The sequence below is a fragment of the Streptomyces sp. NPDC001480 genome, assembly GCF_042894725.1.
Classification (GTDB): domain Bacteria; phylum Actinomycetota; class Actinomycetes; order Streptomycetales; family Streptomycetaceae; genus Streptomyces.
Map to the genome: position 1 here is coordinate 17,929 of NZ_JBIAVX010000013.1, position 23,423 is coordinate 41,351.

At 69.9% G+C, this 23,423-nt stretch carries 20 protein-coding genes and 2 tRNA genes; 6 read left to right on the forward strand and 16 right to left on the reverse strand.

The window, feature by feature from the left end; translation table 11 throughout:
* Positions 1-23: 23 nt before the first annotated feature.
* From ACFY01_RS30180 to ACFY01_RS30195, 4 genes are all read right to left on the reverse strand, one after another.
* Complete coding sequence (locus tag ACFY01_RS30180; RefSeq protein ID WP_390738923.1) at positions 24-1,307, reverse strand: type III PLP-dependent enzyme; 1,284 nt, start codon at positions 1,305-1,307, stop codon at positions 24-26.
* Positions 1,308-1,309: 2 nt separating this feature from the next.
* Positions 1,310-2,710: an ATP-grasp domain-containing protein gene (locus ACFY01_RS30185; RefSeq protein WP_390738924.1), complete on the reverse strand. Its 1,401-nt coding sequence runs from the start codon at positions 2,708-2,710 to the stop codon at positions 1,310-1,312.
* A 77-nt stretch (positions 2,711-2,787) separates the two neighbouring features.
* On the reverse strand, positions 2,788-3,720 hold the full coding sequence (locus ACFY01_RS30190) for a 3-oxoacyl-[acyl-carrier-protein] synthase III C-terminal domain-containing protein (protein WP_390738925.1): 933 nt from the start codon (positions 3,718-3,720) through the stop codon (positions 2,788-2,790).
* A gap of 142 nt (positions 3,721-3,862) precedes the next feature.
* A tRNA-Ala gene (locus tag ACFY01_RS30195) sits at positions 3,863-3,935 on the reverse strand.
* A gap of 184 nt (positions 3,936-4,119) precedes the next feature.
* On the opposite strand from ACFY01_RS30195, the gene ACFY01_RS30200 reads away from it, so the two are divergent.
* Both ACFY01_RS30200 and ACFY01_RS30205 read left to right on the forward strand, forming a co-directional pair.
* Complete coding sequence (locus ACFY01_RS30200; RefSeq protein WP_390738926.1) at positions 4,120-4,668, forward strand: helix-turn-helix domain-containing protein; 549 nt, start codon at positions 4,120-4,122, stop codon at positions 4,666-4,668.
* A 114-nt stretch (positions 4,669-4,782) separates the two neighbouring features.
* Positions 4,783-6,162, forward strand: a complete 1,380-nt coding sequence (locus tag ACFY01_RS30205; RefSeq protein WP_390738927.1) for a serine/threonine-protein kinase — start codon at positions 4,783-4,785, stop codon at positions 6,160-6,162.
* On the opposite strand, the gene ACFY01_RS30210 is transcribed toward ACFY01_RS30205, so the two are convergent.
* Together ACFY01_RS30210 and ACFY01_RS30215 are read right to left on the reverse strand one after the other, a co-directional pair.
* Positions 6,126-7,517 (reverse strand): hypothetical protein, encoded by a 1,392-nt coding sequence (locus ACFY01_RS30210; RefSeq protein ID WP_390738928.1) that lies wholly within the window; start codon positions 7,515-7,517, stop codon positions 6,126-6,128. The two genes, ACFY01_RS30205 and ACFY01_RS30210, sit on opposite strands and share 37 nt — an antisense overlap.
* 107 nt (positions 7,518-7,624) lie before the next feature.
* Positions 7,625-7,753: a DLW-39 family protein gene (locus ACFY01_RS30215; protein ID WP_003999697.1), complete on the reverse strand. Its 129-nt coding sequence runs from the start codon at positions 7,751-7,753 to the stop codon at positions 7,625-7,627.
* 250 nt (positions 7,754-8,003) lie between these two features.
* On the opposite strand from ACFY01_RS30215, the gene ACFY01_RS30220 reads away from it, so the two are divergent.
* A complete protein-coding gene (locus ACFY01_RS30220) occupies positions 8,004-8,327 on the forward strand; it encodes a DUF6344 domain-containing protein (protein ID WP_390738929.1) in 324 nt (107 codons plus the stop codon).
* 148 nt (positions 8,328-8,475) lie between these two features.
* Here ACFY01_RS30220 and ACFY01_RS30225 read toward each other — a convergent pair whose 3' ends face one another.
* The 10 genes from ACFY01_RS30225 to dnaA all read right to left on the reverse strand — a co-directional run bounded on the left by ACFY01_RS30225 (position 8,476) and on the right by dnaA (position 22,148).
* Entirely contained in the window at positions 8,476-9,273 is a 798-nt protein-coding gene (locus ACFY01_RS30225; protein WP_390738930.1) for a maleylpyruvate isomerase family mycothiol-dependent enzyme, read from the reverse strand.
* A gap of 107 nt (positions 9,274-9,380) precedes the next feature.
* Positions 9,381-9,457: transfer RNA gene (locus ACFY01_RS30230), tRNA-Ile, on the reverse strand.
* An 89-nt stretch (positions 9,458-9,546) separates the two neighbouring features.
* Positions 9,547-10,284: a DUF3566 domain-containing protein gene (locus ACFY01_RS30235; RefSeq protein WP_390738931.1), complete on the reverse strand. Its 738-nt coding sequence runs from the start codon at positions 10,282-10,284 to the stop codon at positions 9,547-9,549.
* Between the two features lie 16 nt (positions 10,285-10,300).
* A complete protein-coding gene (gene gyrA, locus ACFY01_RS30240) occupies positions 10,301-12,895 on the reverse strand; it encodes a DNA gyrase subunit A (protein WP_390738932.1) in 2,595 nt (864 codons plus the stop codon).
* 42 nt (positions 12,896-12,937) lie between these two features.
* Complete coding sequence (gene gyrB, locus ACFY01_RS30245) at positions 12,938-14,998, reverse strand: DNA topoisomerase (ATP-hydrolyzing) subunit B (protein ID WP_390738933.1); 2,061 nt, start codon at positions 14,996-14,998, stop codon at positions 12,938-12,940.
* A gap of 397 nt (positions 14,999-15,395) precedes the next feature.
* Positions 15,396-15,995 (reverse strand): DUF721 domain-containing protein, encoded by a 600-nt coding sequence (locus ACFY01_RS30250; protein WP_390738934.1) that lies wholly within the window; start codon positions 15,993-15,995, stop codon positions 15,396-15,398.
* Positions 15,992-17,113, reverse strand: coding sequence for a DNA replication/repair protein RecF (recF, locus tag ACFY01_RS30255; RefSeq protein WP_390738935.1), 1,122 nt, complete (start codon positions 17,111-17,113; stop codon positions 15,992-15,994). Before recF ends, ACFY01_RS30250 begins: the two co-directional genes overlap by 4 nt.
* A 101-nt stretch (positions 17,114-17,214) precedes the next feature.
* Positions 17,215-18,093: a phosphogluconate dehydrogenase (NAD(+)-dependent, decarboxylating) gene (gene gnd, locus ACFY01_RS30260; RefSeq protein ID WP_390738936.1), complete on the reverse strand. Its 879-nt coding sequence runs from the start codon at positions 18,091-18,093 to the stop codon at positions 17,215-17,217.
* A gap of 142 nt (positions 18,094-18,235) precedes the next feature.
* Entirely contained in the window at positions 18,236-19,366 is a 1,131-nt protein-coding gene (gene dnaN, locus ACFY01_RS30265; RefSeq protein WP_390738937.1) for a DNA polymerase III subunit beta, read from the reverse strand.
* 862 nt (positions 19,367-20,228) lie between these two features.
* Positions 20,229-22,148: a chromosomal replication initiator protein DnaA gene (gene dnaA / locus ACFY01_RS30270; RefSeq protein ID WP_390738938.1), complete on the reverse strand. Its 1,920-nt coding sequence runs from the start codon at positions 22,146-22,148 to the stop codon at positions 20,229-20,231.
* A 381-nt stretch (positions 22,149-22,529) separates the two neighbouring features.
* Here dnaA and rpmH point away from each other — a divergent pair, with 381 nt between their 5' ends.
* Genes rpmH through yidD form a run of 3 tightly spaced genes read left to right on the forward strand, consistent with a single transcriptional unit; the run spans position 22,530 to position 23,421 of the window.
* Entirely contained in the window at positions 22,530-22,667 is a 138-nt protein-coding gene (rpmH, locus tag ACFY01_RS30275) for a 50S ribosomal protein L34 (protein ID WP_005482975.1), read from the forward strand.
* A 20-nt stretch (positions 22,668-22,687) separates the two neighbouring features.
* Positions 22,688-23,059, forward strand: a complete 372-nt coding sequence (gene rnpA, locus ACFY01_RS30280) for a ribonuclease P protein component (RefSeq protein WP_361442064.1) — start codon at positions 22,688-22,690, stop codon at positions 23,057-23,059.
* On the forward strand, positions 23,056-23,421 hold the full coding sequence (gene yidD / locus ACFY01_RS30285; RefSeq protein WP_390738939.1) for a membrane protein insertion efficiency factor YidD: 366 nt from the start codon (positions 23,056-23,058) through the stop codon (positions 23,419-23,421). Before rnpA ends, yidD begins: the two co-directional genes overlap by 4 nt.
* The last annotated feature ends 2 nt before the right edge of the window (positions 23,422-23,423 follow it).

Sequence of the window (23,423 nt, forward strand, 5' to 3'; positions counted from 1 at the left end):
CGGATCTCCTTGGGAAAGTGGGTTCAGTGCTGGTTCGTCGGGTCGTCGTACAGCCGCTGCCGGCCGAGCATCGCCTCGACGTCGTCGCGCTCCCGGATCAGCCGCGCCCGTCCGTCCAGGACGAGCACCTCCGCCGGATAGCCGTGGCTGAGGAAGTGCACCGGCGAGGCCGTCGGCCCGTAGGCGCCGGAGCGGTGCACACCCACCAGCTCGCCCGGCCGCAGCTCGGGCATCGGCACCTTCTTGCCGATCACGTCGTTCGGGGTGCACAGCGGCCCGGTGATGTTCCACGCCCCGGTCGCGGGCTCGTCCAGCCGCTCCAGGGCGGCCATCGGAAAGTTCCGCTTCACGTAGGAGCCGATGCCGACGGCCGCCATGTGGTGGTTGGTGCCGCCGTCGGTGACGGCGAAGTTCTCGCCCATCGACGTCTTGGTGTAACGGACCCGCGTCACATAGGTGCCGGACGCGGCGACCAGGAAGCGGCCCAACTCCATGATCATCCGCACGCCCGGGCGACGGGCGGTGAACGCGTCGATGAGCGGGTTGAGGCCCTCGGCCAGCTCCGCGACGTCGAGGTCCTTCTCGTTGTCGAAGTAGGCGATGCCCAGACCGCCGCCGATGTCGACCGTCTCCAGCGTGAAGTCCAGCCGCTCGGCCAGCCGTTCGGCCAGTTCGAGGATCCGCCGGGAGTTCTCCACGACCGTCCCTGCGGCCAGGATCCGGGTCCCCATGTACACCTGCACGCCCATCAGGCGGATCGCGCCGTACCGGGCCGCCAGCTGCGGCCCCGCGGCCAGCAGCTGCTCCTCGTCGATCCCGAACTGGCGGGGCTTGCCGCCCATCGTCAGCCCCGAACCCTTCACGGAGAACGCCGGGTTGACGCGCAGCGCCACCCGCGCCGTCACCCCGCGTTCCCGCGCCAGCTCGTCGATGAGGGGGAGCTCGTCGAGGTTCTCGCAGACGATCGCGTGGACGTCCTCGTCCAGGCAGGCGGCCAGCTCCGCACGGCTCTTGCCGGGCCCGAGGAAGATGATGTCGGCCGGCGCCACACCCGCCCGGCGCGCCGTCACCAGCTCGGTGAGCGAGGACACCTCGGCACGCGCGCCCGAGCGGTGCAGCAGGGCGCACAGGGAGACGTTGGGGTTGGCCTTGAGAGAGTAGAAGACCTCCAGCGCGGGGTGCAGCGCTTCGCGCAGCCCGCGGAAACGGGTGGTGATCTCCTCACCGTCGTACAGGTACAGCGGGGTGCCGAACTCCTCGGCCAGCTCGGTGACGCCGAGCCCCTGCACCTCGAATGCGACACTCACGTTCAGCTCCGTTCCGTGTGTGCGGCCAGTCGGCGGGCGATGTCGGCGTCGAGCGCGGCGACCTGCTCGTCGCAGGCGGCGACCAGCACCCCGTACAGCCGGCCCTCGAACCCGTCCTCACCGGCGGTGGCGGCCGCGGCGTTCACCGTGGCGTAGTTGTTCACGAACAGGCCCCGCGGCTCCGCCCCGCGCTCGGTGAGCAGCAGCTCGCCGAGCACCTCGCGCAGCTCGGCGAAGGGCAGCGGCCGACGCGGCCGTACGGTGAAGTGCCTGGCGACGGCCACCTCTTCGGGCCCGGCCAGCCGCTCGTGGACGACGGCCTGGTACGTCGACATGTTGTTGCGGGCGTTGATCTCCACGATCGGGTACAGCCCCTCGTCGGGGTCGACCATGGCGTCGACGCCGACCACACCGAAGTAGCCGTCGGCCGCCAGGCGCTCGCCCAGCCGGTGCGCGACACCGGTGATCTCGGCGACCTGCCGCTCGCTCAGCCGGGCCGGCATGCGGTGCCCCTTGTGCACCCCGCCCTCGGTGAGCAGCTCCTTGACGAAGTCGAACCTCACCCGGCCGTCCCGGCCCACCGTGAACTGGTAGTTGAGGTCGGCCCGCTTGGCCACCCACTCCTCGATCACCAGGGCGGTACGCGGCCTGCCGCCCCCGGCGGCCGCCGCCCGCTCGGCCGCCGTGACGGCCATCCGGTGCAGCCTCTGGAGCCTCTTGGCCGAGTCCAGGACGACGATGCCCTTGCCGGACACCCCGAAGGCGTCCTTGACGACGACCCGCGTGCCCGCGTCGAGCAGTTCACCGGCCGCGGCGACCGCCGCCGAAAGCTCCTCCAGCGTCTCGCAGGCCCAGCCGCGGGCCTGCCGGATGCCGAGCTCGTCGGCGAGACGCCGGCTGTAGACCTTGCTGTTGACGCGCTTGCAGCACGCGGCCGCCGGCGCGGCGAGCCGCAGCCCGGTACGGGCCGCCAGCTCCTCCTCCACGGTGGAGATGCCGTGCGCGGTCAGCCCGGCGCCGTCCCCGGCCAGCCGGGAGAGGGCGGCCAGCAGCGCCGGGTCGGCGAGGGCGTCCTCGGTGACCGTCCGCTGCGGATCCTGGTCCGCCACCACGTGCACGGTGGGCAGGGAAAGGCCGAGGCCCTCCAGATAGGCGCGGTAGCCGTCGTCGAGCGCGGTCTTGAGCACGACGTGGTCGTCCTTGCCGCCCAGCAGCAGCGCGAACTCGTCCATGCGGTTGACGACGGCGTTGCCCGCGTGCGCGGCGACGCGCGGCAGCGCCGGTTCACCGAGCGCCCACTGGTTCTCGACCTCGAAGTTGCCCAGGAACACCAGGGGCGTGTCGCCGGACCCGGTCACGGCCCGCTTGAGGCGGTCGGTGAAGCCGGAGGGCGGTGGTTGCATGTCGACCTCGTCTTTTCTCGGGTGCGGCGGGCGCAGGCAAAGGGGGCGGGATCGGGCGGTCGGCGCGGCGCGGGCGCTCAGTGCTCCAGGACCATCGCCGCGAAGGTCGCCCCGAGCCCGACGCTGGTCATCAGATAGCGGTCGCCGGGGCGCAGCCGGCCCAGCTCCCCGGCCTTCTGCAGATTGATGAAGGGATCGGCGCAGAAGCAGTGGCCGGTGTACGGCACCAGGTCCAGGAAGACGCGCTCCAGGGGAAGCCCCAGTGCTTTGCACACACCGATCCACGACAGGCGGTTGACGTTGTGCGGCAGCACCAGCGCCAGCTCGTCCAGCGAGCAGCCCGCCTCGTCGAGCGCCGCGTCGATCACCTCGCACAGCCCCGGCCCGTACAGGTCCTGGAAGTCCTTGGCCGCCTTCTCGCCCATGATGAACTCGTCGCCGAACCGGGTGTGCGTCCGGGCGGCGTAGCCCAGCATCCGGTCCGGCCCGGTGCGGTCCGCGCTGACCAGGAGCGCGACGGTGCCCTCCCCCATCACGGTGACGTCCGGGATGGACTGGGTCAGCCCCGTGCAGGCCTTCTCCCCGGCCAGTACCAGCGCGAGCGCGTCCGGGTCCGGGTCGGCGGCGAGCAGTGTGCCTGCCATGTCCACGGCCAGCAGACCGGACGCACAGGCGTGCTGCGACACGACGAACCCGGCCGCGTGCCGCAGCCCGAGCTCCTCCTGGACCGGCCGCAGCGAGGTCAGCGGATAGGGCAGCGGCGAGGGCATGGTCCGCGCCTGGAGCACGTACTTCACCCGGTGCTCCCGCCCGCGCAGCTCCGCGAGCTTGGCCGCCGCCCGCAGCAGCAGGTCGGTCTCGGTGGCGTGCGCGTCACGGCAGACCTCGGACAGTCCGTAGAAGCGCTGGTAACGCCTCAGCTGGACATCCGTCAGCCGCAGCTCGCGCTGGAACCGGGCGATCGGAATGGTCTCGGGAAGGCAGCTGGAGACCGCCACGATGGACGTCATGCCAACAACAGTCGCGGCAGCCGCTGACGTGCAGCTGACGGAGCGCTGACCGTCCTTGCGGACGCCCCTCGCGCCCTGCGGGCCCGCAGGGCGAAACAGAAACCCCTCTCACCGCGTCCGCGCAGGTGAGAGGGGTTTTATGTGGAGCCTAGGGGAGTCGAACCCCTGACATCTGCCATGCAAAGACAGCGCTCTACCAACTGAGCTAAGGCCCCGGAGCAGGCGACGCCCGGCCGGAACGATCTCGGTACCGGCGGCCGTCGCAGACCAGAGTACCGGGTCACCCCGGGTATCCCGCAAAAAGATTGGGGGTCCCCCAGGATGACCACTCTCCGTAAGATGCTCGGACGTGGTTCGCTACAGCGAACCCACGTTCAGGGGAAGCGATGGGGAGACGCAATGGACGCCGCACAACAGGAAGCCACCGCAAGAGCGCGGGAGCTTCAGCGGAACTGGTACGGGGAGCCGTTGGGGGCGCTCTTCCGTAAGCTCATCGAAGATCTCGGTCTCAACCAGGCCCGCCTCGCGGCGGTCCTCGGACTGTCCGCGCCGATGCTGTCGCAGCTGATGAGCGGTCAGCGCGCGAAGATCGGCAATCCGGCGGTCGTGCAGCGGGTGCAGCTGCTGCAGGACCTGGCGGGGCAGGTCGCGGACGGCAGCGTCAGCGCGGCCGAGGCGACCGAGCGCATGGACGAGATCAAGAAGTCGCAGGGGGGATCGGTGCTCAACAACACCACGCAGACGACGAGCAGCTCGGGGGCGCCCACGGTCAAACGGGTGGTCCGCGAGATCCAGTCGCTGCTGCGCTCGGTGGCCGCCGCCGGGGACATCATCGAGGCCGCGGACACCCTCGCCCCGAGCCATCCGGAGCTGGCGGAGTTCCTGCGCGTCTACGGCGCCGGCCGCACCTCGGACGCGGTCGCGCACTACCAGTCGCACCAGAGCTGAGTCCGCGGCCCGGGGAGGGGTCGTAGCTCTCATCACGGGGGAAGCTCGTCACGGGGGAAAGCAAGTGACGGGAGAGCAACACGGGGGCCGCAGGGGGAGGAGCGACGGACAGCCATGGGTGAGGTCTTCGCCGGGCGGTACGAACTGGCCGATCCGATCGGACGCGGCGGGGTCGGCGCCGTCTGGCGCGCCTGGGACCACCGCCGTCGCCGCTACGTCGCCGCCAAGGTGCTCCAGCAGCGCGACGCCCACTCCCTCCTGCGCTTCGTACGTGAGCAGGCCCTGCGGATAGACCACCCGCACGTGCTCGCTCCGGCGAGCTGGGCCGCCGACGACGACAAAGTCCTGTTCACCATGGACCTGGTCGTCGGTGGTTCCCTGGTACACCTGGTCGGGGACTACGGTCCCCTGCCTCCCGGTTTCGTCTGCACGCTCCTCGACCAGCTGCTGGCCGGCCTCGCCGCCGTGCACGCCGAGGGAGTCGTCCACCGGGACATCAAGCCCGCCAACATCCTGCTGGAAGCCACCGGTACCGCACGGCCCCGGCTGCGGCTGTCCGACTTCGGCATCGCGATGCGGCTGGGCGAGCCGCGCCTGACGGAGACCAACCTCGTGGTGGGAACGCCCGGTTACCTCGCGCCCGAGCAGATGCTGGGCGCCGAACCCGACTTCCCCGCCGATCTGTTCGCGGTCGGCCTGGTCGCGCTGTACCTGCTCCAGGGCGCCAAGCCCGACGCCAAGGCGCTCGTCCAGTACTTCATGGAACACGGCACACCCGGCGCGCCCAAAGGCGTTCCCGAGCCGCTGTGGCAGGTCGTGGCCTCCCTGCTGCAACCGGACCCACAGGCCCGCTTCCGCACCGCCACGGGAGCGCGCAAGGCCCTCGCCGCCGCCGTCGAACTCCTGCCGGAGCCCGGCCCCGACGAGGAACTGATCGAGATCTTCGACCAAGTCGGCCCGCTGCCGCCCGGGTTCGGCCCTGAGGGGCCTTTGAAAGCCACGCCCGCGGCGGCCGGTGCGGAAGCGGACGAGGGGGCGCGGGGGCCGTACGAAGACGCAGGGACGGCTACCGGCACGGGCACCGGCACCGGCACCGGCACCGGCACCGGCTCGCGTACTGATACGGGCCGATCCCCTTCGGACACCGGCAGCTTCCGCCTCCCGCCGCCGCAGCAGCCGCCGACGCCCACGCCTACGCCTACGCCTACGACGCAGAGCCAAAGCCCCGCGCACGCCCCGCAGGCTCCCTCTCACCCGCCGTCGTACGCGGTCGCGACGCCCCCGCACCCCTACACGCCCCCGCACCCCCACACCCCGACCGCCCCATACACCGCACAGATCCCCCGCCCCACACACGCCGCCCAGGCCACGCATGCCGCCCACGCCGCGCCCCGTCGGCGCCGCCCCGGGCCTCCGCCCAAGGTCGTCGTCCCGGTGCTGCTGCTCGCGCTGGCCTGCTACGCGGTCGGGTTCTGGGCGCTGGCCCGCGTCTGAGCCTCGGTGGCCGCGGCCCTGCGGCGTACCGTCAGGGTCCACATGCCGAGCCCCAGGATCAGGACGGTCCCGGTGCCGATCCCGCCGGCGGCGAGGGCCTTCATGGCGGTGCCGCCGCCGGGGGCCTGGCCGGGAGCCGCGCCCGTGGCCGCGGCCTCGCGGTCGCCTTCGGTGATCTCGAAGAGGTTCGCGGGGGCGGACTTCCCGGTGTACCCCGGACCCGCGTGCGGCGTGCCCTGGACGCGGACGCGCAGTGTCAGCCCGAACGCCCTGTCGCCGAAGGTGTCGGCGACCTGCCCGCTGAGGTGGACTGCGAGGTAGTAGGCGCCGGCGAAGCGCATGGCGCTGACCTGGCCGCCCGGGGCGTACCGGTTGGCGTATTCGACGGGCGGCAGGGGGGCGAGGGCGACCGTCGTCTGCCGGCCGCTGTAGCCACGGGAGTCGTCGGTGACCTCACCCCGGGCGGGGTTGTACAGGGCCAGGTCGAGGGCGCCGGTCACATAGCCGCCGTCGCCCGCGGAGCTGCCGAGTTCGGCGGTGGCGTACAGCTGCTGGCCCCAGTCGACCGGGACCCTGTAGAAGACGGTCCGGCCGGGCCGGATGCGGGTGTTCCAGACGCCCTGGACCAGTGCCGGTGCCCCGGCGAAGCCCGCGCCGCCGGTTCGGGTCCGGGGGTCGCCGGTGAGGGGTTCGGGGGTGGTGGAGTTCCAGGCTTCGGGTGCCGCGGTGCCGGTGGCCCCGGCCCGGGGCGGTTCGGTGACCGGGGCGATCTCCAGGCCCCAGTCCTGGGCCGAGGAGGCGCCACCGGACCCGGAGCCGGTCGCGTCGACGCGTGAGACGGCCAGGTAGAACGTGCCCACCCCCTGGCACAGGGCCCTGCCCGCCTCACGCGTCCCCAGCGCGGTGACGGGGTGCGGGCTCAGGCCGCCGCCGAAACTGGCGCTGTCGTTGGAGCAGGTGGTGCCGTTGGCGTCCTGGAGCGAGACGCGGATGCCGTCGGTGGCGGCGACCTTGGCGCCGGGCGGGGGGACGGCGGTGACGGCGACGTAGGCGGTCGCCCGGTCCTTCAGTGCGAGGCGGTAGTAGACCTCGGCGTTCTTCCCGAGGGAGCTGCGGTAGGTCTCGCCGGGCTCGAGGCGTTCGGCGTCCGCCGTGCCGGCCGTGCCCGTCACGGTCCGCGCCTGCGGTGCGAAGGCGTAGCCGCCCGATGTCCCGGCCGTGGTGCCGTCGGCGGCCGCGATGCCGCCCGGCAGGGCGACCGCCGCGCCCGTCAGCGCTCCGGCGACGGCGAACCGTACGGCCGTACGCCACAACGTCGTACGCCACCACCCCGTACGCCAACGCTCCGCCCCCATGCCGCCCCGCCCCCTCGCGCTCGTACCGGACCGTCGCCCATCCTGCAACACGAAACCCCGACCGCGAGGGCGGTCGGGGCTTGCTCAGATTCCGGTTTTTCCGGTACTCACGAACCCGTGGGCACGGAGTCAGTCGCCTCCGTCCACAGATCCTGCTCGGCGCGATCCGCCTGGATCTGGCGGTACACGAGGAGCCCGCCGATGGCGGCCAGTGCGACCAGGAGAAGCTTCTTCACCGCGCGACCTCGTCTTTCCTTGACGTAGGGGACCTCTGGCGCCCGACTATACACACCGACCGATATCGATCGGTGACCTACATCAGGCCGTCAACTTCCGCCTGTGTGAGAACAATTCTTGTCCTTTACGCCCATACGAGTGGTGTTCATCAGAACATCGCCGCGCCACGGGCGTCGGTCCACCACTTCGCGGCCCTCATACACATCATGAGGAAAGTACGCAAATCGCCCGACCCGAAAGTGAGGGGCCATGACCCAGAGCAAGGTCATGAAGCTGTGGACCGCCATCGTCACCGCATTCCTGGCGCTGTTCACAGCGCTCGGCCTCGTCACGGCGACCACCGCCGCGGCCGCACCGCAGACCCGGACCGAGGAACCGTGCAGCGAGACCGTCCAGGTCTCGGCTCCGCTGCCGCCCCTCCTGTCCCGGTTGGCCGCCGCGTCCCTGCCCCCCACGATGAAGCAGCGCATCCAAGCCGAGGCCCACGGCAAGTCGCCCGGCTGCCGCCGCCGGCCCGTCGCCGACCAGGAAGCGTCTCCCTCCCCCGAGCACAAGGCCCCCCTTCAGACCTGACGGCCAGGGCAGTACACCAGCGACGTAACACGACACAACGGCGGTTTGCGTACAGCCACCCGCACAGAGAGACCCCCGACCGGCAGAACCGGTCGGGGGTCTCGTCGTACTGCTCGGCACAGGTGCCCGCCTTGCCGACGGACCCGTCCTACTCCTCCGGCTCCCACGCGCGGAGCAGGTCGAACAGACCTGCGTCTCCCTCGAGCCGAAGGGAGTCCGCCGGGATACGGTCGTACACGAAGAGGACCAGCTCACTGGCCGTACCGCGAACGGAGACGCCAGCCGCGTCCGGGCCCTCGTCCGCAGCCGCGACAGGCGTCGTGCCGGGCGCGGGGACACGGGTGGAGCGTGCGCCGTCGCCGTCGACCGTGAGGCGCCAGGAGTGGCCCCCGGTGGCGTGGAAGTCGAAGGCGGTGGGCTTGTGCGGCCAGGCACCCGTCGTGGCGACGCAGGTGAACAGGAACTCCTCGACACCGTCGAGCGCCACCTCATCCGGCAGCGGCTCCGGGGCACCCACAGTGACCTGGGCGTCGTAGGTGTGCACCGCCATCTGCTGGAGCTGGTGCCGGGCGACGGCGCCACAGGTCTGCGGCGACTGGGACGCACCCCACCACGTCCAGCAACCGCGATCCGGGCCGGCCTCCCGCAGTGCGTCCAGCAACTCCTGCGTCGACGCGGCCAACCAGGCCGACAGGGCCTCACGCTCCCGGGGCACCGCCGGGGCGCCCTCCGCCGCGGACTTGGCCGGAGCAGGCCCTGCGGCGACGGTGGCGGCCCAGTCGCGGCGCCCCTCGCCGATGTGCTGCGCCAGATCGAACAGCGTCCACTCCGGGCAGGTCGGCACCTGCACGTCGAGGCTGGGCGCCGAGGCGACCGCGGCGCGGAAGGCGCTCGACCGTTCGTCGATCAGTCGCAACAGAACGGGGAACGCAAGTGTCGTTGTCACAACGACTCTCTACCACCGTGTTCCGACAATCGGACAGCGATTTCCACAGCCGAGGCGGCCATAGACGTCGAAGACCCCCAACCGTGACCGGTCGGGGGTCTTCGTGGTGGTGGGGCTAACAGGATTTGAACCTGTGGCCTCATCCTTATCAGGGATGCGCTCTAACCAACTGAGCTATAGCCCCGCCGCGCTTTGCGGTGTGTCTCCCGCGCGCTGACTCCTGAAGATTAGCGCACCAGGGGGGCAGTCCCAAAATCGGTTGTCGGGGGACCTTCACTCGTCCTCGGCGAGGGTCAGCTCGATGCCGCCCACGAAGCCCGCGGAGATGTTGTAGATGAACGCGCCGAGCGTGGCGAGGGCCGTGGCCAGGACGACGTCGATGACCGCGATGATCGTGGCGAACGTCAGGACGTGCGGCAGCGAGAGGAAGGCCTGGAGGTCGAAGCCGTTGGACTCGGTGGAGCCCGTGGCCTCCGAGATCTGGCCGCCGACCGTCGAGAAGACGCCCATCGCGTCCAGGACCATCCACAGCACCGCGGACGCGACGACCGTGCAGATGCCGATCGCGATCGAGAGCAGGAAACTGACCTTCATCACCGACCACGGGTCGGCCTTGGCCACCCGCAGCCGCGCCTTGCGCGTGCGGGGCACGGTGCGCGCCCCGGATCCGGTGCGCGGCCGGCGCACGGCGGCCGCCCCGGCAGCCTGCGCCGGGTAGGCCTGCGGCGGGTGGTAGGGGCCGGAGGGCTGCTGCGGCTTGCGCTCCCCGGGCAGCGGCGAGGCCGCCTCGGGCGCCGGCCGGTCCTCACGGCCGCGGGCGTTCCCCACACTTCCCCCCTGGGATCCCTGCGAGTCGGGCGAGGGCGAGTCCGCCGCGGCCGGCTTGACCGGCTTCAGGTTGGTCGTGTGCGGATCCGTCTGCGCGGCGCTCGCGGCGGAGCCACGGCCGCCGCCGCCCGTTTCCGTACCCGTGGAGGTACCGGCCGACCCGGCGCCCGTGGCTCCGCTCACGATCTCACTCCTCGTGCTACTCGTCCGAGGGCGCCTCACCCTCGTCCGTGCCGGTGGTCGCGGCACCCTCGGCGGTCTCGTCGACGGCCACGTCGCCGTCGACCTCCTCCGCCTCGCGTCCCGCCTCGGCGTTACGTGCGATACCGACCACGGCATCGCGCTTGCCCAGGTTGATCAGTTGGACGCCCATGGTGTCACGGCCCGTCTCCCTGACCTCGTTGACTCGCGTACGAATCACACCGCCGGAGAGGGTGATGGCGAGGATCTCGTCGAGTTCCTCCACCACCAGCGCACCCACGAGCGATCCGCGGTCCTCCACGATCTTGGCGGCCTTGATACCGAGGCCACCGCGACCCTGGACGCGGTACTCGTCGACGCGGGTGCGCTTCGCGTACCCGCCGTCTGTGGCAGTGAACACGAACGTACCGGGTCGAACAACATTCATCGAGAGCAGCTCGTCGCCCTCGCGGAAACTCATGCCCTTGACACCCGAGGTGGCACGGCCCATCGGTCGCAGGGTGTCATCCGAGGCGGTGAACCGGATCGACTGCGCCTTCTTGCTGATCAACAGCAGATCGTCATCGGCCGAGACGAGTTCGGCTCCGATCAGTTCGTCGTCGGAACCGTCCTCGCGCTCCCGCAGATTGATCGCGATGACGCCGCCGGAACGGGGCGAATCGTAATCCTTCAGAGGCGTCTTCTTGACCAGACCGGCCTTGGTGGCCAGCACCAGGTACGGCGCCGCCTCGTAGTCCCGGATCGCGAGGATCTCGGCGATCGCCTCGTCCGGCTGGAAGGCCAGCAGGTTGGCCACGTGCTGCCCGCGCGCGTCCCGGCCGGCGTCGGGGAGCTCGTACGCCTTCGCCCGGTACACCCGGCCCTTGTTGGTGAAGAACAGCAGCCAGTGGTGCGTGGTCGAGACGAAGAAGTGGTCGACGATGTCGTCTTCCTTCAGCTTCGTGCCGCGCACGCCCTTGCCGCCGCGCTTCTGCGCCCGGTAGTCGTCCGTCTTGGTGCGCTTGACGTAGCCGCCGCGCGAGACGGTGACGACGATGTCCTCCTCGGCGATCAGGTCCTCGATGGACATGTCACCGTCGTAGGGCACCAGCATCGTCTTGCGGTCGTCGCCGTACTTCTCGACGATCGCGGCGAGCTCCTCGCTGACGATGCCGCGCTGGCGGACCGGCGAGGCCAGGATCTCGTTGTACTCGTTGATCTTCGCCTGGAGTTCGTCGTGCTCCTGGACGATCTTCTGCCGCTCCAGGGCGGCCAGGCGGCGCAGCTGCATCTCGAGGATGGCGTTGGCCTGGATCTCGTCGATCTCCAGGAGCTGCATCAGGCCACCGCGCGCGATCTCGACGGTCTCACTGCGCCGGATCAGCGCGATGACCTCGTCGATGGCGTCCAGGGCCTTCAGCAGACCGCGCAGGATGTGCGCGCGCTCTTCCGCCTTGCGCAGCCGGAAGCGGGTCCGGCGGACGACGACCTCGATCTGGTGCGTCACCCAGTGGCGGATGAACGCGTCCAGCGACAGCGTGCGCGGCACACCGTCGACCAGCGCCAGCATGTTGGCGCCGAAGTTCGTCTGGAGGTCGGTGTGCTTGTAGAGGTTGTTCAGGACGACCTTGGCGACCCCGTCGCGCTTCAGCACGATGACCAGGCGCTGGCCCGTGCGGGACGAGGTCTCGTCGCGCACGTCGGCGATGCCGCCGATCTTGCCGTCCTTCACCAGGTCGGCGATCTTCTGCGCCAGGTTGTCCGGGTTCACCTGGTACGGCAGCTCCGTGACCACCAGGCACTGCCGGTTCTGGATCTCCTCGACCTCGACGACCGCGCGCATGGTGATCGAGCCTCGGCCCGTGCGGTAGGCCTCCTCGATGCCCTTGCGGCCGACGACGAGCGCGCCGGTCGGGAAGTCCGGGCCCTTGATGCGCTCGATGAGCGCGTCCAGGAGCTCCTCGTGCGAGGCCTCCGGGTTCTCCAGGTACCACTGGGCGCCCGCCGCGACCTCGCGCAGGTTGTGCGGCGGGATGTTGGTCGCCATACCGACCGCGATACCGGCCGAACCGTTGATCAGCAGGTTCGGGAAGCGGGCCGGCAGAACGGTCGGCTCCTGGGAGCGGCCGTCGTAGTTGTCCGTGAAGTCGACGGTCTCCTCGTCGATGTCACGGACCATCTCCATCGACAGCGGCGCCAGCTTGCACTCGGTGTAGCGCATCGCCGCCGCCGGGTCGTTGCCCGGGGAGCCGAAGTTGCCGTTGGAGTCCACCAGCGGCATCCGCATCGACCACGGCTGGGCGAGGCGCACCAGAGCGTCGTAGATCGAGGAGTCGCCGTGCGGGTGGTAGTTGCCCATGACGTCGCCGACGACACGGGCGCACTTGTAGAAGCCGCGGTCGGGGCGGTAGCCGCCGTCGTACATGGCGTACAGGACGCGGCGGTGGACGGGCTTGAGACCGTCCCGGACGTCGGGCAGCGCACGGGACACGATGACGGACATCGCGTAGTCCAGGTACGAGCGCTGCATCTCCGTCTCGAGCCCGACGGGCTCGACGCGCATCGCGACTTCGCCGCCCTCTTCGGGGGTGTCAGGAGTGTTCTCGTCGGCCATTGCTGGTGAAGATCCTTCCCTGTGCGGTCAGCTGAGACCGACTCAGATGTCGAGGAAGCGGACGTCCTTGGCGTTGCGCTGGATGAACTGGCGACGGGCCTCCACGTCCTCGCCCATCAGGACCGAGAACAGGTCGTCGGCCTGGGCGGCGTCGTCGAGGGTGACCTGGCCGAGGACCCGGTGCTCCTGGTCCATCGTGGTCACGCGCAGCTCCTCGGCGTTCATCTCACCGAGACCCTTGAAGCGCTGGATCGAGTCCTCGCGGATGCGCTTGCCGCGCTGCCGGCCCATCTCGATCAGCGCGTCACGCTCGCGGTCCGAGTAGGCGTACTCGATGTCGTCCCGGCCCCACTTGATCTTGTACAGCGGGGGACGGGAGAGGTACACGTGCCCGGCCTCGACCAGCGGCCGCATGAAGCGGAACAGGAAGGTCAGCAGCAGGGTGCTGATGTGCTGGCCGTCGACGTCGGCGTCCGCCATCAGAATGATCTTGTGGTAGCGGAGCCGCTCGATGTCGAAGTCCTCGTGCACACCCGTGCCGAACGCGGAGATCAGCGCCTGGATCTCCTGGTTCTGGAGGATCTTGTCGATCCTGGCCTTCTCCACGTTGAGGATCTTGCCGCGGATCGGGAGGATCGCCTGGTACTCCGGGTTCCGGCCGGACTTGGCCGAGCCGCCGGCGGAGTCACCCTCGACGATGAAGATCTCGCACTTGGTCGGGTCGTTCGACTGGCAGTCGGAGAGCTTGCCCGGCAGGGACGCCGACTCCAGCAGGCCCTTGCGGCGGGTCAGGTCGCGGGCCTTGCGGGCCGCCACGCGCGCGGTGGCCGCCTGGATGCCCTTGCGGACGATGTCCGCGGCCTCGACCGGGTTGCGGTCCAGCCAGTCGTTGAGGTGCTCGTAGACCGCCCGCTGCACGAAGGTCTTGGCCTCCGTGTTGCCCAGCTTGGTCTTGGTCTGGCCCTCGAACTGCGGCTCGCTCAGCTTCACCGAGATGATCGCGGTCAGACCCTCGCGGATGTCGTCACCCGTGAGGTTGTCGTCCTTCTCGCGCAGCAGCTTCTTGTCACGCGCGTACTTGTTGATCAGCGAGGTCAGCGCCGCACGGAAGCCCTCTTCGTGCGTGCCGCCCTCGTGGGTGTGGATGATGTTGGCGAACGAGTAGACGCCCTCGCTGTAGCCGCTGTTCCACTGCAACGCGACCTCGAGGGACAGGCTCTTGTCCTTGTCCTCGGCCTCCAGGTCGATGACCGACGGGTGCACCAGGTCTCCCTTGCGGGAGTTGAGGTACTTCACGAAGTCGACGATGCCGCCCTCGTAGTGGTACGTGACCGACTTGACCTCGTCCTTCTCGTCGGCGCCCGCCTCGTCGGCACCGGTCACGGCCTTCGCCGACTCGCGCTCATCAGTGAGTTTGATGGTCAAACCCTTGTTGAGGAACGCCATCTCCTGGAAGCGCCGCGAGAGCGTCTCGAAGGAGTACTCGGTGGTCTCGAAGATGTCCGGGTCCGCCCAGAAGGTGACCGAGGTGCCGGTCTCCTCCGTCGCCTCGTGCTTGGCCAGCGGGGCCGTCGGGACGCCCAGCTTGTACTCCTGCGTCCAGCGGTGGCCGTCGGTCCTGATCTCGACGGAGACCTTGGTCGACAGGGCGTTGACGACGGAGACACCGACGCCGTGCAGACCACCGGAGACCGCGTAGCCGCCGCCGCCGAACTTGCCGCCCGCGTGCAGCACGGTCAGCACGACCTCGACGGCCGGCTTCCCCTCGGAGGGGACGATGCCCACCGGGATGCCGCGGCCGTTGTCGACGACCCGCACGCCCCCGTCGGCGAGGATCGTCACGTCGATGGTGTCCGCGTGGCCGGCCAGTGCCTCGTCGACGGAGTTGTCGACGACCTCCTGCACCAGGTGGTGCAGACCGCGCTCGCCGGTGGAACCGATGTACATACCGGGCCGCTTGCGGACCGCGTCCAGGCCCTCGAGGACGGTGATGGCGCTGGCGTCGTACGAGGCCGTGACCTCCCCGTTCGAGGAGGTCGCCGGTCCGTTCGCGCCCGCGTCGGTGGACGGGATGTTCTCGTTGGGGTTGCCGGAATCGGCCACGAAGCGCCCTTTCTGGCACAGCACGAGCCGGGCTCGTCGGCGGGTTGCCGGAGCGGCTGCGGCATGTTGCGTTGGTAAGCCCTGATCAGCGTTGCTCAGCTTTTCCCGGACGGTCCCCACGTTGGGGGCGGGATTGTCTTCCAGTCTACCGGTAGCGCCGACAGTGATGGGGGTTTGCCGGTACCTGAGTCCTCATGTGCCGCCCTCAACCGGTCTCCGCCGGGTCCCGATATACGGAAGGGGGCTCCAAGCGGCTCACAGCGGCACTCAGCGCTTCGGGATGTCAACCCTTCGCTACTCAAGGGTCAGGTCGGGATTCGCAAGAGCGTGCGGTTGCATACCGAACCGCCGGGACGCCCCCGCGGCAGGCCCCCGTGACGTTCTTATGTGAGATCAGTCACCCGTAGGTGTCACCGGGGCCCATGCTGCCCGGAGCCCGCAACGGGCCATAGCGACGGACGGGACCACCGGGCCCCAACACCTTGATCATCCGAACCGCACCGTGCCCGAGATCCTCGTTGAGCCGCGCGACCAGAGTCGGCGCCAGCAGCCGCAGATTCGTCGCCCACGCCGTCGAGTCACAGCGCACGACCAGCACCCGCTCGTCCTCGTCGTACTTCTCCGGAACGCAGTGCTTGGCCACGTCCTCGCCCACGATCTGCGGCCAGCGGCCCATCACACCGCCCACCGCGGCCGGAGCCTCCCAGCCCCGCTCGGTGATCAGCCGGTTGATCGCCGCGCCGAGCGCCATCGGATCACGGCCGTCCGCCCGCGCACCGGAACGCAGACCGCCCCGCCGCGCCTGCTTCTTCTGCTGCGCCGCGTCCCCACGCGCGCGTGCCTGCTCCTTCGCGGCACGCAGCGCCACCCGCGCGAGATCCACCCCCGACGGCTCGGGCGCCTTACCGGAGCTCGTGCCGGAGCCGGAAGCCGCGTCGGACCCAAGAGTCCTGTCCGGCCCGGGAGTCCTGTCGGAGCCGGAGCCCTCGGTGCTCATACTCGCTCCACCGCCCCCTCGGACACGGCATACCGGACACCCGCCAGCACATGCGGCACGTCGTCGTCGACCGCGGCCGTCACCAGCACCTGCTCGCCGGGAGCCACCAGCTCCGCCAGCCGCTCACGGCGCCGGGCGTCCAGCTCGGCGAATACGTCGTCCAGGATCAGCACCGGCTCGTTGCCCTCCGCGCGCAGCAGGTCGTACGACGCCAGGCGCAGCGCCAGCGCATAGGACCAGGACTCGCCGTGCGACGCGTACCCCTTGGCGGGCAGCTGACCGAGCTTGAGCACCAGATCGTCCCGGTGCGGGCCCACGAGGGTCACGCCCCGCTCGATCTCCTGCTTGCGGGCGTCCGCCAGGGCCGCCATCAGCTGGGCGTACAGATCCTCGCGCGTGTGCGCCTCACCCGGCGCCGACGGCTTGTACTCCAGGGCGACCGGACCGCCGCCGGGAGCGAGCTGCTCGTACGCCTTGTCGGCCAGCGGCTGCACCGCGGCGATCAGGTCGATGCGCTGCGCGAGCAACTCGGCGCCCGCACGCGCCAGATGCTGGTCCCACACGTCCAGCGTGGACAGGTCCATGGAACGGCCGCCGTGCCGCCGGGCCAGCGCCGCCGACTTCAGCAGCGTGTTGCGCTGCTTGAGCACCCGCTCGTAGTCGGAACGCACGCCGGCCATACGCGGAGAACGCGCGGTGACCATCTCGTCCAGGAAGCGGCGCCGCTCCCCGGGATCACCCTTGACCAGGGCCAGGTCCTCCGGCGCGAACAGCACCGTCCGTACGATCCCCAGCACGTCCCGCGGCCTGACCTGCGAGGACCGGTTGATCCGGGCACGGTTGGCCCGGCCCGGGTTCAGCTCCAGCTCGACCAGTTGCTGCCGCTCGCCCTGCCGGACCTGGGCACGGATGATCGCGCGATCTGCGCCCATGCGCACCAGGGGCGCGTCCGAGGCGACCCGGTGGCTGCCGAGGGTGGCGAGGTAGCCGATCGCCTCGACGAGGTTCGTCTTGCCCTGCCCGTTCGGGCCGACGAAGGCCGTGACGCCCGGGTCCAGCGGGACCTCGACCCGGGCGTACGAGCGGAAGTCGGCCAGCGACAGATGCGTGACGTGCATGGTCGTTCGCCGACCTCCCCCAGGCTTGTGGATCGCGGGGCGATCCTGTGGACAACTTCTGCCGACCGCTTCGGGCTTCCTCGGGCTTCGCCGAGTCCGCCCTACGGCTTCTTCTCGACCGCGTGGCCCCCGAACTGGTTGCGCAGCGCGGCGATCATCTTCATCTGCGGGGAGTCCTCCTGGCGCGAGGCGAACCGCGCGAACAGCGACGCGGTGATCGCCGGCAGCGGCACCGCGTTGTCTATGGCGGCTTCCACGGTCCAACGGCCCTCGCCGGAGTCCTGTGCATAACCCCGCAGCTGCTCCAGGTGCTCGTCCTCGTCCAGGGCGTTGACCGCGAGGTCGAGCAGCCAGGAACGGATGACCGTGCCCTCCTGCCAGGAACGGAAGACCTCGCGGACGTTCTCCACGGAGTCGACCTTCTCCAGCAGCTCCCAGCCCTCGGCGTAGGCCTGCATCATCGCGTACTCGATGCCGTTGTGGACCATCTTCGCGAAGTGGCCCGCCCCGACCTTGCCGGCGTGCACGGCGCCGAGGTCGCCCGCCGGCTTGAGCGCGTCGAAGACCGGCCGCACCTTGGCGACGTGCTCGGCGTCGCCGCCGTACATCAGCGCGTACCCGTTCTCCAGGCCCCAGACGCCGCCGGAGACACCGCAGTCCACGAAGCCGATGCCCTTGGCGGCCAGCTCCTCGGCGTGCCGCTCGTCGTCCGTCCAGCGCGAGTTGCCGCCGTCCACGACCACGTCGCCGGGCTCCAGGAGCTCGGCGAGCTCGTCGATCGTGGACTGGGTGGGCTCGCCGGCCGGGACCATCACCCAGACCACGCGCGGGCCGGAAAGCTTGCCCACAAGCTCTTCCAGGCTGTGGACGTCCGCGAGGTCAGCGTTGCGGTCGTATCCGACGACGGTGTGGCCCGCGCGGCGGATCCGCTCGCGCATGTTGCCGCCCATCTTGCCGAGGCCGACGAGACCGAGCTCCATCAGTTGTGTTCCTTAGGTCGCTGTGTGGCGTGTGAGGCACTGTCGTACCCGTGTCCGAGCCTAAACCCGGACGCTCACGCACAGCTGTGGGCATACGCGCTCATTCGTATGCCCTCACCTGGGGCTTTGCCGGAGGTCCCGCTCAGCCGCTCAGCCGCACCGGCATGATCAGGTACTTGTAGGCCTCGTCCGCCTCGGCGTCCACCGCCGGCTTGCCGCTGAGCAGCGCGGGCTTGGTGGACGTCGTGAACGACAGCTGGGCCACCGGGGAGTCGATCGCGCTCAGCCCGTCCAGCAGGAAGGTCGGGTTGAAGGCGATCGAGATGTCGTCGCCCTCCAGCTGGGCGTCGACCCTTTCCACAGCCTGTGCGTCGTCGCTGGAGCCGGCCTCCAGGATGAGCACGCCCTGCTCGAAGCTCAGCCGCACCGGGGTGTTCCGCTCGGCGACCAGGGCCACACGCTTGACGGCCTCCACGAAGGGGGCGGTCTCGATCACGGCGACGGAGTTGAACTCGGTCGGGAACAGCGTGCGGTACTTCGGGAGGTCGCCCTCCAGCAGACGCGTGGTCGTCCGCCGCCCGGCGCCCTCGAAACCGATCAGGCCCTCGCCCGCACCCGAGCCGGACAGCGCCAGGATGACGCTGTCGCCGCTGGTCAGCGCCTTGGCGGTGTCCTGGAGCGTCTTGGCGGGCACCAGAGCGACCGCGGAGACGTCCGGGTTCTCCGGCTTCCACAGGAACTCGCGGACCGCGAAGCGGTAGCGGTCGGTGGAGGCCAGCGTGACGGTGTCGCCCTCGATCTCGATGCGCACACCGGTGAGGACGGGCAGCGTGTCGTCGCGGCCGGCGGCGATGGCGACCTGCTGGACGGCGGAGGCGAAGACCTCGCCGGGGACCGTGCCGGTCGCGTTCGGCATCTGGGGCAGCGCCGGGTACTCCTCCACAGGCAGTGTGTGGAGTGTGAACCGGGAGGAGCCGCAGACCACCGTCGCCCGTACACCGTCTGTGGAAATCTCCACCGGACGGTTGGGGAGGGCGCGGGAGATGTCGGCGAGCAGGCGGCCGGAGACGAGGACCGTGCCCTCCTCCTCGACCTCCGCCTCGACGGACACACGCGCCGAGACCTCGTAGTCGAAGCTGGACAGGCTCAGCTGGCCGTCCTCGGCCTTCAGCAGGAGACCGGCGAGCACAGGCGCCGGCGGACGGGCCGGGAGGCTGCGTGCCGCCCACGCCACTGCCTCCGCGAGTACGTCGCGTTCCACCCGGATCTTCACCGTAAGCCGCCTCCTGCGCTGTTGCCTCTGAGTCCTCCGACTCGGTGTCGCCGCCCACTGGGACGGGAAGGACACCGGGGACCAGTCTGACGCACCGCACTGACAGTAGGTGCCTGTCGGGGTCAAGTCGCTCCGAGGGGCAGCCGGGCTCGAGACGGCGAGTTGTGCACAGGCCCCACTTCGAAACGGATTTCCCGCTCTCTCTAGTCGGGAGTAGTAGTAGGGCCTGTGGATACCGTGGATAACCACGTTTGCCCAGGTCAGAGCCCAGATTTTATCCACTGGCCCTGTGGGTGACGGCGGTGGACAACCGACCGTTTCTGTGGAGAACAGAAAGTTCTGCACACACCACCCACAGCCCGAGGGCAGTTCTCCCCAGCTGCGTCCCCAGATTTACCCACGTTTCCCACACCCCAACCCGGCACCTTCGTGTGACGCCTTTCACTCGCGGCGGTGATCGGGTGCGTCGCGTTGCCGAACAGTGGACAGCCATGTGGAGAAGCCGGTGATCGCTGGGGACAACCGGCCACAGGCTGTGGGTTGCCGGTGGACAACTTCGTGCACAGCCTGTGGATCCCCGCTTCGTCCACAACCTGTGGAGATCCTTCGTCCACGGATCCACAGGCGCATGAGCTGGGCCGATGACCTTTCAACCGCACAGCCTGTGGATGGTTTCGGGACAACTTCACAGTCCCCAGCATGTGGACGCAAGAAAGTGCCCGAATCTGTGGAGAGCGGCCGTAACCCGGCAGGTAATCGAACACCGGATGGCCGCGACATGACGAAGGGCGCCCCCGGAATCTCCTTCCGGGGGCGCCCTCAGCGCTGTCGTGGGGCCGTGCCGGCCGTCCTAGGGGCCGTGTCAGCCGTTCTTGATGCGGTTGGTCAGCTCGGTGACCTGGTTGTAGATGGACCGGCGCTCGGCCATGAGCGCGCGGATCTTGCGGTCGGCGTGCATGACGGTCGTGTGGTCGCGGCCGCCGAACTGCGCGCCGATCTTGGGCAGTGACAGGTCGGTGAGCTCACGGCACAGGTACATGGCGATCTGCCGCGCGGTCACCAGGGCGCGGCCGCGCGAGGTGCCGCACAGGTCCTCGACCGTGAGGCCGAAGTAGTCCGCGGTCGCGGCCATGATCGCCGTGGCGGTGATCTCGGGGGCCGCGTTCTCGCCGCCGGGGATGAGGTCCTTGAGGACGATCTCCGTCAGGCCCAGGTCCACCGGCTGCCTGTTGAGCGAGGCGAACGCGGTCACCCGGATCAGCGCGCCCTCCAGCTCGCGGATGTTGCGCGAGATCCGGGAGGCGATGAACTCCAGCACCTCCGGCGGCGCGTTGAGCTGCTCCTGCACCGCCTTCTTGCGCAGGATCGCGATGCGCGTCTCCAGCTCGGGTGGCTGGACGTCGGTGATCAGGCCCCACTCGAAACGGTTCCGCAGCCGGTCCTCCAGCGTGACCAGCTGCTTGGGCGGCCGGTCGCTGGAGAGCACGATCTGCTTGTTGGCGTTGTGGAGCGTGTTGAAGGTGTGGAAGAACTCCTCCTGCGTCGACTCCTTGTCCGCCAGGAACTGGATGTCGTCGACGAGCAGGATGTCCATCTCGCGGTAGCGCTTGCGGAAGCTGTCGCCCTTGCCGTCGCGGATGGAGTTGATGAACTCGTTGGTGAACTCCTCGGAGCTCACGTACCGCACCCGCGTGCCCGGGTAGAGGCTGCGGGCGTAGTGCCCGATCGCGTGCAGCAGGTGCGTCTTGCCGAGGCCGGACTCCCCGTAGATGAAGAGGGGGTTGTACGCCTTCGCGGGCGCTTCGGCGACGGCGACCGCGGCCGCGTGCGCGAAGCGGTTGGAGGCGCCGATGACGAAGGTGTCGAAGAGGTACTTCGGGTTCAGCCGCGCGGTGGGCTCGCCCGGGCCGGTCGCCGGCGCGGGCTGCGCGGCCAGCGGGCCGGGGGCGCCGGTCGTGGGCAGGTTCGGTCCCACGGGGCCGCCGCGGTGCACGTGACCGGCTCCGGCCGGCGGCTCGGGGAGCTCGCGGCGGGCCGGGTCGCGCTGGTCGTAGTCGACCCGGGAGGGGTCGTACTCGGAGCGGGGCTTGTCGTAGTCGGGGCGCGGCTGGTCGTAGTCCGGCCGGGGCTTGTCGTAGTCCGGGCGCGGCTTGTCGTAGGGCTGCTCGTACGACGGGCGGTCCATCGTCGGCTGCCGGTAGTCCTGGGGCGGGGCGCCGTAGGCGTCGCGGTGCGGCTCACCGTAGGTGTCCGGCGGGGATGCGTACGGGTCGCGCTCCGGGAAGCCGAGGCGCTGCTGCTGCCAGCCGTAGTCGTCGTGGGTCGGGCGCGGCCAGGCACCCGGCTCGGGCCGCTGGTACTCGGACGGGTAGGCGGGCCGGGCGGTGGGGAGCTGGTCGTCGGCGCGGTGGCGGCCGTATCCCTCGTACTGTCCGCTGGGGAGCTCGGGCTCCTCGTAGCGCGGCTGCGGCTGCGCGGGGGGCGCGGGTGGGGCCGGGGGCTCGCCCGCGGAGTCGTCGACGGTGATCGCGATCCGGATGGGGCGGCCGCACTCGCGGCTCAGGGTTTCGCTGACGATCGGGGCCAGACGGCCCTCCAGTACGCCCTTCGCGAATTCGTTCGGTACGGCGAGCAGGGCGGTGTCCGCGACGAGCGCGAGGGGCTGGCAGCGCCGGATCCAGTGCTCGTCCTTGCCCTCCACACCCTGTCCGCGGCCCTCGCCGAGGAGCTGCTCGAGTACTCGTGGCCACACTGCGGCAAGATCGGCAGGTACGTCAGCCACAGGGCACGCTCTCTCACAGGTCCCACGAACGTGTGGTTGTGGGACGGGTCGGGATGTAGATCGGTGGGGCGGGGGGACAAAGGAACGAATCGGAGTCCAGTCACGGTAGTCAGGGCGGCGGGTACGGTTCAAGTTGTTGTCCCCAGCCTGTGGATAGTGTCTCTCCGTGACACTCGGTTTGACCGGATGGCGTACTCCCGCGTACCGTAACCAGGTCGAGTTGTCGATGGCTGCTGCCGCCTGCCTCCGATGGGCACAGATCGCTGAAGGTGATCGGGAAGCGGTGCACTCGGGCGTGATGCGAGCTACTAGCTACTCGTGGGCGCACGGTGACAGCCAGGACGGCACCCCGCCACTACCGATTTCTTCTGGAGCCCCCGAGTGAGCAAGCGCACCTTCCAGCCGAACAACCGTCGTCGCGCGAAGACCCACGGCTTCCGCCTGCGGATGCGTACCCGTGCCGGCCGCGCGATTCTCGCGAACCGTCGCAGCAAGGGTCGCGCCAGCCTGTCCGCCTGATCTGATCAGGTCATGACGTCGTGCTGCCTACCGAGCATCGGCTGAGGCGGCGCGAGGACTTCGCGACCGCGGTACGACGGGGGCGCCGGGCCGGCCGCCCGACGCTCGTCGTCCACCTTCGTAGCGGTGCCACGGACCCGCACGCGCCTGGGGAGAGCGCTCCCCCGACGCGTGCGGGTTTCGTCGTGAGCAAGGCTGTGGGTGGCGCGGTCGTGCGCAACCAAGTGAAGCGCAGACTTCGCCATCTGATGCGTGACCGAGTCGTCCTGTTTCCCCCCGGTAGCCTGGTAGTCGTACGAGCGCTGCCCGGAGCGGGCGACGCAGACCATGCACAGCTGGCCCGAGACCTGGATGCCGCCGTTCAGCGGCTGCTGGGAGGGGGCGCGCGATGAAGTACCCGCTACTGGCTCTGATCAAGCTGTACCAGTGGACGATCAGTCCACTGCTCGGGCCGGTGTGCAAGTACTACCCGTCGTGCTCCCACTACGGCTACACGGCCATCGACCGGCATGGTGCGATCAAGGGCACGGCACTCACCGCCTGGCGCATCCTGCGGTGCAATCCGTGGTCGCTGGGCGGGGTGGACCATGTTCCGCCGCGCAAGCGCCCGCGGTGGCACGAAATGCTGCGTGACGCCTGGCGTGCACGCAGGGGCGGGCCCTCCGCCGCCGAACCGGCCCTCGAAGGGCAGCTCCCTCCCGAGCCTTCCTCGAGCCCGGCCGCAGAGACCTCGTCCCATGCCCAAGGAGCATGATT

Bases quoted from the DNA above. Each gene is read 5' to 3' on its own strand.
- ACFY01_RS30185 (WP_390738924.1), bottom strand. From the start codon at position 2,710: ATGCAACCACCGCCCTCCGGCTTCACCGACCGCCTCAAGCGGGCCGTG.
- ACFY01_RS30190 (WP_390738925.1), bottom strand. From the start codon at position 3,720: ATGACGTCCATCGTGGCGGTCTCCAGCTGCCTTCCCGAGACCATTCCG.
- ACFY01_RS30200 (WP_390738926.1), top strand. From the start codon at position 4,120: ATGGACGCCGCACAACAGGAAGCCACCGCAAGAGCGCGGGAGCTTCAG.
- ACFY01_RS30205 (WP_390738927.1), top strand. From the start codon at position 4,783: ATGGGTGAGGTCTTCGCCGGGCGGTACGAACTGGCCGATCCGATCGGA.
- ACFY01_RS30210 (WP_390738928.1), bottom strand. From the start codon at position 7,517: ATGGGGGCGGAGCGTTGGCGTACGGGGTGGTGGCGTACGACGTTGTGG.
- ACFY01_RS30220 (WP_390738929.1), top strand. From the start codon at position 8,004: ATGACCCAGAGCAAGGTCATGAAGCTGTGGACCGCCATCGTCACCGCA.
- gyrA (WP_390738932.1), bottom strand. From the start codon at position 12,895: ATGGCCGACGAGAACACTCCTGACACCCCCGAAGAGGGCGGCGAAGTC.
- ACFY01_RS30250 (WP_390738934.1), bottom strand. From the start codon at position 15,995: ATGAGCACCGAGGGCTCCGGCTCCGACAGGACTCCCGGGCCGGACAGG.
- recF (WP_390738935.1), bottom strand. From the start codon at position 17,113: ATGCACGTCACGCATCTGTCGCTGGCCGACTTCCGCTCGTACGCCCGG.
- gnd (WP_390738936.1), bottom strand. From the start codon at position 18,093: ATGGAGCTCGGTCTCGTCGGCCTCGGCAAGATGGGCGGCAACATGCGC.
- yidD (WP_390738939.1), top strand. From the start codon at position 23,056: ATGAAGTACCCGCTACTGGCTCTGATCAAGCTGTACCAGTGGACGATC.